The following is a 12,657-nucleotide window of genomic DNA, read 5'->3' as shown; positions in this document are numbered from 1 at the left end:
TATTTTTATCAAAAAATGATTGGTAACCTATTAGTAATAGTATCCCTTGTTATCCTGCTCGTAGCGGTTTTTTTATTCCTGAAAAAACCGAATGCTATCGAGTTGATCTCGCCCGAAGAACTGAACCGTTTACGTGCAGATCATGATCTGCTTAAAATATCCCTCGCTAAAGCCGAAGAAAGGTCAGCCGGTTTAGCTGCCGAAAAGGAGAGTATCACCAACTTTTTAAAGGAAGAAAAAAACCGCGTTATCGACGAACTTTTGTATGAGCGTACCCAACTGGCTGAAGCCAATAAATCATTAGAAAATGCCCGTGCTTACTACAAATCTCAACAGGAAAAACTCCAGGAACAAAAGGAAGAAATAGAGCAGATCCGAACCCAATTTCAGCGCGAATTTGAAAATGTGGCCGAAAAACTGCTTAAAGAAAAATCTAAAGAGTTTACCGATATCAACCGTAGTAATTTGGATGTTATCCTCAATCCGCTAAAGGAAAACCTGAAGGCATTTGAAGACAAGGTTGAGAAAGTTTACAATATGGAAGCCGCCGAGCGCAACACCCTGAAAGGAGTAATTACCCAGCTGATGGACCTGAACAAACAGATCAGCGATGAAGCGCAAAATCTTACCAAGGCGCTAAAAGGCGATAACAAACGCCAGGGCAACTGGGGCGAGATGATCCTGGAGCGGATTTTGGAACGTTCGGGCCTTATCAAAGATCAGGAATACCGTATTCAGGCGGCGATGCAGGCCACTGATGGTACAAGGTTTCAACCCGATGTAATCATTGATCTGCCTGATGATAAACACCTCATCATCGACTCGAAAGTTTCATTAATTGCCTACGAAAAACTGGTAAATGCCGATACCGAAGATGACCGTAAACTATTCGCCAAAGCCCATATCGAATCCATCCGCGGACACGTGGCGGGTTTGTCGGCCAAAAAATATCATGATCTGTATAAGATCAATTCACCCGATTTTGTATTGCTTTTTGTGCCGATAGAATCCTCATTCAGTATAGCTGTACAACTGGATAATGAACTATTTAATTATGCCTGGGACAGGAAAGTGGTGATTGTTAGTCCCTCTACATTATTGGCTACCCTCCGCACTATTGCCAGTATGTGGAAACAGGAACGCCAAAACCGTAACGTATTGGAAATTGCACGTTTAAGTGGCGATATGTACGATAAGTTTGTTGGCTTTTTAAGCGATATGGATAGCATTGGTAAAAATATTAACCAAACGCAATCGGCTTATAATAATGCTATCAATAAACTATCGGAGGGTAGGGGCAACCTTACTACTACTGCCGAAAAAATTAAAAAATTAGGGGCTAAAGCGGATAAGCAGATCGACCAGAAGTTTATTGGAGATGAGTAAATTCTTGAGTTATTAATTATCTCGTCATTGCGAGGTAGGAAGCAATTCCAAACTATACACGGCGGATTTGCATAGCCGCTTTGCTTATCGGGGATTGCTTTGTACCTACCCATGACAAGTTAAAAAAAAAGTTTGTCATCCTGAGTAGGGTTTATTTGCGCACAAATAATAGCATTGCAGATGACAAGCGAATGCTGAACTTTGCAAAAGCAACTTATGGCAGAGTAGCAGTTTAGCTCTTGGTGTTATTTACCCGCCCCTGAGATTTGCTTTAGGAAATAGCGTAAGCATTTTGGTGATACTGTTACCTGCAGTATTCCCGTATGGCAGCGTGCCTTTTATTTATCGCTTTCCTGAGCCATAAGTTGCTTGATTTTAAAATCTAAAGTAAAGTTATGGCAAAAGAAACGACTTTTGAAACAGTCCACCAAAATGTTGCAGGTATTGATATCGGTGCTGAGCAGATTTTTGTATCCCCTGATGGGAAAGAGGTGGTCAGCTTTGAAACCTTCACATCAAGTTATTATGCTTGTGCAGTGTATCTGAAAGAGAGAGGCGTAAAAAAGGTAGCAATGGAAGCCACAGGTGTTTACTGGATCGCTTTATACTTTCTGTTAGAAGAACTTGGCATATTGGTTTGCCTGGTCAACCCTAAAGAAACCAAACAGGTGAAAGGCAGAAAAACTGATGTAAGGGATTGCCAGTGGATCCAGAAGCTGTTTTCTGCCGGCATCCTCAGACATAGCTTTATCCCCCAGGGCAAGTTCATGGAACTTCGTCATTTGGTGCGGGAACGCCTGGATATCATCAGTATGGGCAGTACCTATGTTAACAAGATGCAGAAATGCCTGGAGTTGATGAACATCAAACTTCCGGAGGTACTTAGCCAGATCCATGGTACCAGCGGCATTAATATGATCAAAGCTATATTATCCGGGAACCGGGACAGCAACTATTTACTTAGCCTTTGTGATGAACGCATTCAAAAATATAAAGGTGAAAAAGTATTAAAAGCATTGGAAGGCCGGTATAATGATACCTATTTATTCATGCTTGAGCAGAACATGCAGCTTTGGGATATACACCAAAACCAAATAAAAAAGATAGACGGGGAGATTAGCCGCCTGTTGGACGAACTAAGTGTAGATAAAGAAGAGGTAGTTACAGGAAAAGCCAAAGCAGTACGGCATCATGCCCCAAAAATACCGGGGCTTCACGCCACTATGGCGCGCTTATACGGTGTTGACCTTACCAGCATTCCCGGGATAAATGATTATACGGCATTGCGGCTGATTGGGGAAACTGGTGTGGATATGAGCCGTTTTCCTACAGTTAAAAGCTTTGTAAACTGGTTAACCTTATCCCCTAAAAGTCATCGGAGCGGAAAAATGAAAAAGAATGTCAGGGGTATGCCTTGCAATGTTGCCGGGCAGATCTTTAAACAATGTGCCCAGTCATTATTGAATAGTAAGAATAATGCTATCGGTAGTTTCATGAGAAAGCTCCGTGGCCGTAAAGATTCGGGGATTGCTATAAAAGCCGGTGCCAGAAAGTTGGCCATTGCTTACTATAATACATTAACCAAAGGAACCGCATATGTTGAGGAAGGAACTAAACGCTACGAAGATCAATTGCAGAGAAGAGAAATGGCATTGTTGAAAAAAATGGCTAAAAAATACAATATGCAACTTTCTGAAAACCAAATAGCTGCATAATGTGTCAATGGCAGCGATAGCGAAGAATCTTCTTCAATAAGCATGGCCGCTATACAGAGCGAAGAAGATGCTTCGTTTCTCAGCATGACAAAGGGGCAAATGTCATATACTTCTTCAGAGGCCTCAGCTTTTATTACTCAATGACGTGGTGGAGAGTATTACAGAACGACGGCAATAATAAAGGAGCCAAATTTTATTTCTTCCTGTTAAACCACCAATCGGCTTCTTTATTAATCATTAGCGCCCATCCCCAAAGCTCAAAAAACATTTCGGCTATGGTTAAAGCAATCAAATAAACCGGCATTTGTAGCTGCTTTTTGGCATCCGCTGTTTCGTGCAAAATACCTAAAGCATAAAGCACCGACCATCCTAACAGTAATACATTCAATAATATTAATAAAGAAAGAATAGACTTAGCCCATTTCCTACCTTCCCCCGTGGCAAATATTAAAAAACCACCAACCAGGAAGAAGAATAAAGTAGCCGAAATATTGAACCCCCCCAGGTAATTGTTTGCAGTTTGAATAACTAAAGCCAGGTAAAGTATCAGTATCCCCTTAACAAACCCAACTGGTGGTTTCCCATCCGGGTGATTGTTCAGGTAAAATTTATCAAAAACACCCTGCAGCATTTATTCAGATTTTTTGAAGGCGTTCCATCCCTGGGCTTTCAGCTCGTGTACAGTACCGCTTTTGGTAACCAGATTGCAACCGGCCGATGGTTCGGTGATATAGCCAATAATGCTGATATCCATTTTGAATTTGATCTTATCATAATCGGCTTGTTTCACAGTGAACAGCAATTCGTAATCTTCTCCGCCGCTTAAAGCGCAGATGGTAGGATCGAGGTTAAACTCGCGGGCCGTTTCGAAAGTCATCGGATCCAACGGGATTTTCTCTTCGTACAGGTTACACCCCTTGTTGCTTTGCCTGCAGATATGTAAAAGCTCGGAAGCTAAACCATCCGATACATCGATCATCGAAGTTGGTTTTACTTCAATGCTTTTCAGCAATTCAATCACATCCCGGCGGGCTTCCGGTTTCAGCTGTCGCTCAACAATGTAATCTTTTCCTTCCAGATCAGGCTGAATATTAGGGTTTTCGAGATAAATTAATTTTTCGCGTTCCAGCAATTGCAAACCGGTGTAAGCGCCACCCAAATCACCCGATACACAGATTAGGTCACCCTCTTCGGCACCATTGCGGTAAACAATATCCGCCTCATCCGCGTAACCAATGGAGGTTACACTGATCACCAACCCTTGTTTCGAAGCGGTGGTATCTCCACCAATCAAATCCACATTGTATTTTTCGCAGGCAATATAAATTCCCTGGTAAAGTTCTTCAATAGCTTCCAACGGAAACTTGCTCGACATCCCGATAGAAACCGTAACCTGTGAAGCGATCCCGTTCATGGCATAAATATCGCTCAGGTTTACCTGTATAGCTTTGTATCCCAGGTGCTTAAGCGGCGTATATGCCAAATCGAAATGAATGCCCTCCAAAAGCATATCGGTGCTTATCAACGTTTTTTTGCCGGCAAAATCCAGCACGGCAGCATCATCGCCAACACCTTTGTTACTGCTTTCGTTGGTAAGCTTGATGTTTTTGGTAAGATGACCAATCAGGCCAAATTCGCCAAGTTCCTCTAAATTAGTCCTATCCTGATTTTCAAACATATAATTTCCATTAAATCTCCCCGAAGGGCGACCTTTAAAAGCTTTTCATTTATAAATTTTCGGGCCGCAACCCGGTATCAAATATTCCGCCGAAGGCGGGAAATTTTTTTGAGATTTTAGCCATTTCCGGCTAAAATCAACTGCTACCTCTAAAAGAGGGCTGCAAATATATCGAAGCACTTTGCAGTTTGCAGCCAAAGCACCCTTTGTACTTTTTAACAACATTGTGGATAACTCAAAAATCCGGGCCGCAACCCGTACACATCATATCCGCCAACGGCGGAAAAATTTTTGGCGATTTTTAGCCTTTTTAAGCTTTGGGAGGCATTTTATTCAAAAAATACCTCCCAAAAACCTCCCCCGGGTTTTCCACAATTACCCGGTTTATAACTTCCCTATCAAGGCCATCCAACCGATCAAAAAATCGGTGTAATCAATCCCTAATCGGTGTAATCCCAAAAAACAAAAAGAACTATAGCCCTAATTGTGCCGAGATTTCCAGCATCCGTTCGATAGGTTTTACAGCCCTCTCGATAATATGCTCCGGTACGGTTACTTCCGGCGTTTCGTTTTTCAAACACAGGTATAACTTTTCCAGCGTGTTACGTTTCATGTGCGGGCAATCATTACATGCGCAGTTGTTATTAGGTGGCGCCGGGATAAATATTTTATCCGGGTTTTCCTTCTGCATCTGGTGCAATATGCCCGATTCTGTAGCAACAATAAATTCCTTTTCCTGGCGGCTGCCGGCGTATTTCAAAATACCGGTTGTTGAACCAACATAATCGGCCATTTCCAGTATAACGTCCTCGCATTCAGGGTGCGCCAACAGTTTTGCACCGGGATGGCGCTCTTTCAGTTTGGTGATCTTTTCTCTCGAAAATATCTCATGCACCATACAGGCACCATTCCACAACACCAGGTCACGGCCGGTTTTCTTGGCTACATACGCGCCAAGGTTTTTATCAGGACCGAAAATGATCTTCTGATCTTTCGGTAAGCTCTCCACAATCTGCACCGCGTTGCTTGATGTACAAACAATGTCGGTTAAAGCCTTTAGTTCGGCCGTGCAGTTTACATACGTGATCACCAGGTGATCGGGATAGTTTTCCTTAAACTTTTTAAACAAGTGAGGAGGGCAACTATCTGCTAATGAACAACCTGCCTTCATATCCGGCAGTAAAACCTTTTTTGTCGGCGACAGGATCTTGGCTGTTTCGGCCATGAAGTGCACGCCTGCAAAAACAATAATGTCAGCATCAGTTTTGGCGGCTTGTTGCGACAGGCCTAAACTATCGCCAATGTAATCGGCAATATCCTGAATGTCGCCATCCTGGTAATAGTGCGCCAGGATCACCGCGTTCTTTTGCTTTTTTAATTTTTCGATTTCGGCGAAAAGATCAAGCGTTGGGTCGATCTCTTCATCCACATATCCTTTCAGATTAATTTCTTCGAAGGTATTCATTTCCACAATTCAATTAATAACAACTACTTTTTAAATAAAAGAAAACTATTGTTTGTTATGGTGTTGGTATTGTGCAAAAGTCGCTCTAATTTTTCTTTTATAAATTAGTTTTCACAACTTATTAACAGATATAAACATTTTTCCACCAAAAAGTATGCTGATTTTTAGATATCTGTGACAATCAATTTTTATTTGAAAAAGTTTTATGTTAAAAATTAGCGGGTGGGGAAAATGTTAGCTTTATGACTAAAGTGTCGTAAAAGTCGCTCAAAAAATATTGATATTCGACGCTTAAATGGGAGTTATACACATTCAAATCTATTTTTAAGTTTTTCTTTACATAAACTTAACAGGTTTTATAGCTGTTATTAACATTAGTACTACTTTTACACACATTTCATATAAAACATGACCCGATCTGTTGATTTCCTCGTAGTGGGTTCAGGCATTGCCGGTTTAAGTTTCGCGCTCAAAGCGGCGAAGCATGGTAAGGTTCTGATAGTTACAAAATCTAACGAAGACGAATCGAACACTAAGTATGCCCAGGGCGGGGTTGCTGTAGTTGTGGATAAAAAAGAAGATTCGTTTGAAAAACATATCCAGGATACCTTAATAAGCGGCGACGGCCTTTGCGACCGCGAAGTTGTTGAAGCCGTTGTTAAGGAAGGGCCGGAGCGTATTAACGAGATTATTGAATACGGAACCAATTTTGACAAAACCAACGAAGGTGTTTATGACCTGGCGAAAGAGGGTGGCCATTCTGAGTTCAGGGTGTTGCACTATAAAGATGTAACTGGCTGGGAGATAGAGCGTTCGCTTTTGGAGGAAATTCATAAAAACCCTAATATTGAGATACTCACGCATTATTTTGCGGTTGATTTAATTACCCAGCACCATTTAGGTGAGCTGGTGGGGAAATCAAGTACCGATATTACCTGTTTCGGTATTTATGCTTTTAACACCGAAACGAAAATTGTTGAAAAGATCCTATCTAAAGTTACCGTAATGGCTGCGGGTGGAGCCGGGCATATTTATGCGGTTACTACCAACCCAACCATAGCCACCGGCGATGGGATAGCGATGGTTTATCGTGCTAAGGGGAAGGTGCGCAATATGGAGTTCATGCAGTTTCACCCAACGGCGTTATATAACCCGGGCGAGTATCCTTCATTCCTGATCTCGGAAGCTGTACGCGGTTTCGGAGGAGTGTTAAAACGTACCAACGGCGAAGAGTTTATGCATGAATATGATGCGCGTAAATCATTGGCGCCACGCGATATTACTGCCAGGGCCATCGATGCGGAGATCAAAAAATCGGGTGAGGATTATGTTTATTTAGATGTAAGGCACCGCAGCAAACAGGATATCCTGAACCATTTCCCTAATATTTATGCTAAATGTTTGGAAATAGGTATTGACATGACCAAAGATATGATCCCCGTTGCGCCGGCCTGTCATTATATGTGCGGTGGTATTTTGGTTGATCATGTTGGCCAGTCATCTATATTAAGGTTATATGCCTGCGGAGAATGTTCATCAACGGGTTTGCATGGTGCTAACCGTTTGGCATCTAATTCATTACTGGAAGCTTTGGTTTTCGCGCATCGGATTTATGAGGACGCGATCAAGAATTTTAAAAATAATGTGATTCCGGATAATATACCGGATTGGGATGAGAAGGGTGTGCAGCTCTCTAATGAAGATATCCTTGTAACCCACAACGTACGCGAAATGCAAAAGTTGATGAATGACTATGTGGGTATTGTGCGTTCTGATTTCAGGTTGGATAGGGCCTTGCGCAGGTTGAAGCTATTGTACGAGGAGACTGAAGATTTCTATAAAAAAACCAAACTTTCGGTAAAACTTTGCGAGCTGCGTAATTTGATCCAGGTATCGTTTATTGTAGTAAAATCGGCTATGTTACGTAAGGAGAGTAGGGGGTTGCATTATACTACAGATTATCCGGAGCATGCTGCGGAAGTGAGGGATACGGTGTTTTAAAAGATAAGTACCATCACGTCATTGCGAGGAACGAAGCAATCGCACGTAGGCAAGTCTGCCCTGTATAGTTCGCGATTGCTTCGTTCCTCGCAATGACGGGTTACATAAATTCCGAGAAGATTATTGATATGAGCGAAAAACGGGATTCGAACCCGCGGCCTTCAGTTTGGGAAACTGACGCTCTACCGACTGAGCTATTTTCGCTTGATTTATAATCAAACATAGTTAAAATTTCGGATTTCGGAATTTCCATTTCGGATTTTAATTTTAAATTTAAGTCATGCCATTAATATTACCTGTAAAAGATAAAAGCCCGGTTTGGGGCAATGATTGTTTTATTGCCGAAAACTGTACCATAGTAGGGAATGTGGTGATGGGCGATAATTGTTCGGTTTGGTTTAACGCCGTGATCCGTGGCGATGTGCATTATATTAAAATAGGTAATAACACCAATATCCAGGATGGAGCGGTTATTCATGCTACTTATTTAAAAGCCCCCACTAATATTGGTAACCACGTATCTATAGGCCATAACGCGCTTGTACACGGCTGCACTTTGCATGATCATACTTTGGTAGGCATGGGCGCCATTGTGATGGATCATGCGGTTGTAAACGAGTTTGTGATCATTGCTGCAGGTGCTGTGGTATTGGAGAATACCATTTGCGAATCGGGCTATTTATACGCCGGTATTCCTGCTAAAAAAGTAAAGCCCCTTACTGATGAGCAAAGGGCTATGCTGAAGCAATTGCCTCAAAATTATATCATGTATTCCGGTTGGTTTAAGGAACAATAGGTTCCTTAGGTACTGTTATAGGCTCTTCTGCTTCCCAGTTTGGCCTTAGGGTGATGAGTTTTTCATTGAGCCAAATCTGTTCGGGCTGGCGGCGTTGTTTTACGTTACCGCTATCCCATTTGCCATTTTTATTATCATCGTAAATAACGCGGATATAATACTTGGCTGCCAGGATGCCTTTGTAAACTATCGAACCACTTTTGGTTATCGGGTTACTTTGAATCTTCTTTTTGTCTTCACTTAAAAGTTCAACAACATAAGCTTTACCTGTATCGGCCGGTAAAGTTATTTTGGCCGTAAGCTGGCTATAGTTTTCTATTTTATTGATCTGGAATTTTTTAGAAGGAAGCCTTTTGTTTTTGTCGCCATAAACATCAGTTAACGCACCTTCATTTAAAATCAGTTCGTACCGGCTTTGTTCGCGCCACCGGTATTTTAAGTTGAGCACCTTGTAATTACCGGTATCCTTTTGGATGGTGAAATCATTTGTGGCTACAGAGTCTTCATTTAAAGTGATCAACGATTGATCGAAACTTTCGATAGGGATATTTGCCGTTATTTTAAGGTCGGTACCAGGTTTTAATTTACTGTCGTTACCAAGGTTGTAGCTTGCGGTAAGCACGCGTGTAAAGCTTTCATTTTTACGTTTAAGCTGATAAATGGTATCGATGGCTTTCCCTTTTTCATAGATGGCTACACGTACCGAATCGAAGTTCATGTTTCGTAAATAAACTGAAGCTGTATCATTGGTGGGGGTGTAGGTAACCTGTTTTCTATCGTCAACATTGGCCGGGTAAATAACCTTAATACCCGGCTGAATCAAGCCGCGGTTAAATATCAACTGTAATTTTCCGTCCTGGTCAAAACGTTTTTCAGTTACCCTGAATTTATCGGGATCTTGCCTGAATAAATTTAACTGGATATTGGATGTATCGCTCCTTAAATGCACCGGCTTTTTCAGAAAAGCGATCAACTCATTATCGTTATCAAATATTTTATTTGGGCTTGCTTCTTTCAAGGCATAAATGCGGTAATCGTCTTCACGCAAATTGTTCAAAGCAAAATTTCCTGATGAATCGGTGAGCGCGAAAATGGCCGGCTTCTTTTTTCCGAATAAGGTATCCTGTTTCACCGGAAATAAAAATACCAATACATCTTTTTCTTTTTCCTGGGTGAGGGTGTTGGTTACCGTACCGGTCATGCTTAATGAGTCGATATGGTTACCGGTAGAAAAAACGTAAGTGAAATTTTTAAGGATATTACTTTCGTTCACATCCTGGATCGACTTGCCGAAGCTGATCACATAAGTTGTATTTTTTTGGAGCGTGTCTTTAAACTCAACTTTTAGTTTGCGTTTGTTGGACGAATACTCCGGTTGCTTTTCCATCGCCGGGCTCATACTGATTTCCTGGTAGGCGTTGGTGAGTTTAATAAACTCGTCAAATTCCAGGTCGATTTGTTTGGCATTAAAATTCCGGGTTTTGTTTCCGGGAATTGCCTTCACCAATTTGGGTGGGGTCTGGTCGCGCGGCCCTCCCTGGGGTGGTTGCTGAGCCGCGCAGCCAAAAATGAATAAAACGATAAAAATCAGGAAATAATTTTTGTAAAAAATAGCCGGTTTTGCGTTTAACATAGTTTTTAGGCGATATAAGCGATTTTTATGTTTTTATGAACGGTAATATTAAAAATTAAAAATAATTGATTTAAAACGACTTTTTGTAATTAATTAATTATCAATATTTTACGTTTTATCTTGATACGTGAACCATTAAAACAGAAATATCTGATGGTGAAACGCCCGAAATACGTGATGCCTGGCCTAAAGTGCGCGGTTTGATGCGCATCAATTTTTCGCGGGCCTCTTTTGATAACGACACCAAAGTGTGGTAATCAAAATTTGGGTTGATCTCGCGGTCTTCCATTTTTTTCATCTTGTCTACTATCTCCATCTCCTTGATGAAATAACTCTCATATTTGATTTTTATTTCAGCCTGCTCAATAGTTTCTTTATCGTAGGCTGATAGGAGTTCGGCTAATGGCGCGTCGGCTTTTTTCAGGTCTTCAAAAGTAACCTGTGGCCTGCTCAGTAAATTGAAAAGTTTATTGCTTTGGGTAAGCGCGCTTGTACCCAACTCTTCCAGCAATCCATTTACTGTAGATGGATCGATGGATTTACTTTTGGTATAGGCTACAATGTCATCCGAGTTTTTTACTTTTTGATTTACCTTTTCCAAACGCTCATCATTGATCAATCCCAATTCATGACCAATAGGAGATAGCCTGATATCGGCATTGTCTTGACGAAGCAACAAACGGTGTTCGGCCCTTGAAGTGAACATGCGATAAGGTTCTTCGGTACCTTTGGTTACCAGGTCATCAATCAAAACACCGATATATGACTCTGATCTTTTAAGGATCAATTCATGTTTATCATTAATTTTTTGGTGCGCGTTGATACCTGCAATGAAACCTTGTGATGCCGCTTCTTCATACCCGGTGGTACCATTGATCTGGCCGGCGAAGTAAAGGTTGCTGATCTGTTTGGTCTCCAAAGTTAAACTCAATTGGGTAGGCGGGAAGAAATCGTACTCGATAGCATACCCCGGCCTAAACATTTTAGCGTTTTCAAATCCCGGTATTTTGGTGAGTGCTTTGTATTGTACGTCTTCGGGTAGGGAGGTAGAGAAACCGTTTACATAGATCTCAACCGTATTCAAACCTTCAGGTTCAACAAAAATCTGGTGACGATCACGCTCTGCAAAGCGGTTAATTTTATCTTCAATAGATGGACAGTAACGCGGACCTAAACCTTTAATTCTACCGGTAAACATTGGCGATTTTTCAAAGCCCTCTTTCAAGGTTTCGTGTACATCGGTATTGGTATAGGTGATCCAACAGCAGCGTTGTTCTTCAATCATCGGTACATCGGTGAACGAAAATTTGCCCCTTACCGGGTCGCCCCATTGCTCTTCCATCTGGCTATAGTTCAAACTACGGCCATCTACGCGGGGTGGGGTACCAGTTTTCATACGGCCTGCTTCAAAGCCTAATTCAACTAATTGTTCTGTTAAACCGGTAGCTGCTTTCTCGCCTGTACGACCTCCGCCAAACCTTTTCTCGCCTATATGAATAACACCATTCAGGAAAGTTCCGTTGGTTAGCACTACTGCATCGGCTTCTATTTCGATACCGATTGATGTGCGAACGCCACAAACTGTGTTACCTTTTACTAATAACGAGGTAACAGTATCCTGCCAAAAATCAACGTTTAAAGTAGCTTCCAAAGCTAAACGCCACTCTTCAGCAAATCTCATACGGTCACTTTGGGCTCGTGGGCTCCACATGGCCGGACCTTTCGATTGATTCAGCATCCGGAATTGGATAGATGTTTTATCAGTTATAATGCCCGAATATCCACCCAAAGCATCCACCTCACGTACTATCTGGCCTTTGGCTACACCACCCATAGCAGGGTTGCAGCTCATCTGGGCAATGGTACCCATATTCATGGTTATCAGCAAAACCGACGAACCTAAGTTGGCAGCAGCAGCGGCAGCTTCACAGCCCGCATGCCCGGCACCAACTACAATTACATTATATTTCTTAAACATTTTAT

9 protein-coding genes and 1 tRNA gene are annotated in these 12,657 nt (G+C 41.8%); 4 read left to right on the top strand and 6 right to left on the bottom strand.

The features are described 5' to 3' along the window. Window positions 1-15: 15 nt before the first annotated feature. Together HYN43_RS24095 and HYN43_RS24090 are read left to right on the top strand one after the other, a co-directional pair. Window positions 16-1,386 (top strand): DNA recombination protein RmuC, encoded by a 1,371-nt coding sequence (locus tag HYN43_RS24095; protein WP_205589819.1) that lies wholly within the window; start codon window positions 16-18, stop codon window positions 1,384-1,386. Between the two features lie 395 nt (window positions 1,387-1,781). Continuing rightward, entirely contained in the window at window positions 1,782-3,101 is a 1,320-nt protein-coding gene (locus HYN43_RS24090) for an IS110 family RNA-guided transposase (RefSeq protein ID WP_119406282.1), read from the top strand. A gap of 193 nt (window positions 3,102-3,294) precedes the next feature. Here the strand turns inward: HYN43_RS24090 and HYN43_RS24085 are convergent, their stop codons facing one another. The 3 genes from HYN43_RS24085 to nadA form a co-directional block, all read right to left on the bottom strand. Continuing rightward, window positions 3,295-3,732: a hypothetical protein gene (locus HYN43_RS24085; protein WP_119406454.1), complete on the bottom strand. Its 438-nt coding sequence runs from the start codon at window positions 3,730-3,732 to the stop codon at window positions 3,295-3,297. Then, a complete protein-coding gene (gene thiL / locus HYN43_RS24080; RefSeq protein ID WP_119406453.1) occupies window positions 3,733-4,779 on the bottom strand; it encodes a thiamine-phosphate kinase in 1,047 nt (348 codons plus the stop codon). It abuts the gene before it with no gap. A gap of 472 nt (window positions 4,780-5,251) precedes the next feature. Continuing rightward, the gene (nadA, locus tag HYN43_RS24065) at window positions 5,252-6,244 is read right to left on the bottom strand and encodes a quinolinate synthase NadA (RefSeq protein WP_119406450.1); all 993 of its coding nucleotides are present in this window, start codon (window positions 6,242-6,244) and stop codon (window positions 5,252-5,254) included. A 408-nt stretch (window positions 6,245-6,652) separates the two neighbouring features. Between nadA and nadB the strand changes: the two genes are divergently transcribed. After that, window positions 6,653-8,245 (top strand): L-aspartate oxidase, encoded by a 1,593-nt coding sequence (gene nadB, locus HYN43_RS24060; protein WP_119406449.1) that lies wholly within the window; start codon window positions 6,653-6,655, stop codon window positions 8,243-8,245. A gap of 131 nt (window positions 8,246-8,376) precedes the next feature. Here the strand turns inward: nadB and HYN43_RS24055 are convergent. Continuing rightward, window positions 8,377-8,449: transfer RNA gene (locus tag HYN43_RS24055), tRNA-Gly, on the bottom strand. Window positions 8,450-8,525: 76 nt separating this feature from the next. On the opposite strand from HYN43_RS24055, the gene HYN43_RS24050 reads away from it, so the two are divergent. Then, on the top strand, window positions 8,526-9,041 hold the full coding sequence (locus HYN43_RS24050; protein ID WP_119406448.1) for a gamma carbonic anhydrase family protein: 516 nt from the start codon (window positions 8,526-8,528) through the stop codon (window positions 9,039-9,041). Here the strand turns inward: HYN43_RS24050 and HYN43_RS24045 are convergent. Both HYN43_RS24045 and mnmG read right to left on the bottom strand, forming a co-directional pair. Continuing rightward, entirely contained in the window at window positions 9,028-10,674 is a 1,647-nt protein-coding gene (locus HYN43_RS24045; protein WP_119406447.1) for an Ig-like domain-containing domain, read from the bottom strand. The two genes, HYN43_RS24050 and HYN43_RS24045, sit on opposite strands and share 14 nt — an antisense overlap. A gap of 115 nt (window positions 10,675-10,789) precedes the next feature. Beyond that, a complete protein-coding gene (gene mnmG, locus HYN43_RS24040; RefSeq protein WP_119406446.1) occupies window positions 10,790-12,652 on the bottom strand; it encodes a tRNA uridine-5-carboxymethylaminomethyl(34) synthesis enzyme MnmG in 1,863 nt (620 codons plus the stop codon). Window positions 12,653-12,657 lie beyond the last annotated feature (5 nt).

The organism is Mucilaginibacter celer (genome assembly GCF_003576455.2).
Lineage (GTDB): Bacteria > Bacteroidota > Bacteroidia > Sphingobacteriales > Sphingobacteriaceae > Mucilaginibacter > Mucilaginibacter celer.
Note: the sequence above shows the minus strand (reverse complement) of the source record. Positions and strands in the feature narration are given on the sequence as shown.

What these genes read in the sequence shown, in the direction of transcription:
- HYN43_RS24045 (WP_119406447.1), bottom strand. Translation starts at nt 10,674, where the DNA reads ATGTTAAACGCAAAACCGGCTATTTTTTACAAAAATTATTTCCTGATT.
- HYN43_RS24085 (WP_119406454.1), bottom strand. Translation starts at nt 3,732, where the DNA reads ATGCTGCAGGGTGTTTTTGATAAATTTTACCTGAACAATCACCCGGAT.
- mnmG (WP_119406446.1), bottom strand. Translation starts at nt 12,652, where the DNA reads ATGTTTAAGAAATATAATGTAATTGTAGTTGGTGCCGGGCATGCGGGC.
- nadA (WP_119406450.1), bottom strand. Translation starts at nt 6,244, where the DNA reads ATGAATACCTTCGAAGAAATTAATCTGAAAGGATATGTGGATGAAGAG.
- HYN43_RS24095 (WP_205589819.1), top strand. Translation starts at nt 16, where the DNA reads ATGATTGGTAACCTATTAGTAATAGTATCCCTTGTTATCCTGCTCGTA.
- HYN43_RS24050 (WP_119406448.1), top strand. Translation starts at nt 8,526, where the DNA reads ATGCCATTAATATTACCTGTAAAAGATAAAAGCCCGGTTTGGGGCAAT.
- nadB (WP_119406449.1), top strand. Translation starts at nt 6,653, where the DNA reads ATGACCCGATCTGTTGATTTCCTCGTAGTGGGTTCAGGCATTGCCGGT.
- thiL (WP_119406453.1), bottom strand. Translation starts at nt 4,779, where the DNA reads ATGTTTGAAAATCAGGATAGGACTAATTTAGAGGAACTTGGCGAATTT.
- HYN43_RS24090 (WP_119406282.1), top strand. Translation starts at nt 1,782, where the DNA reads ATGGCAAAAGAAACGACTTTTGAAACAGTCCACCAAAATGTTGCAGGT.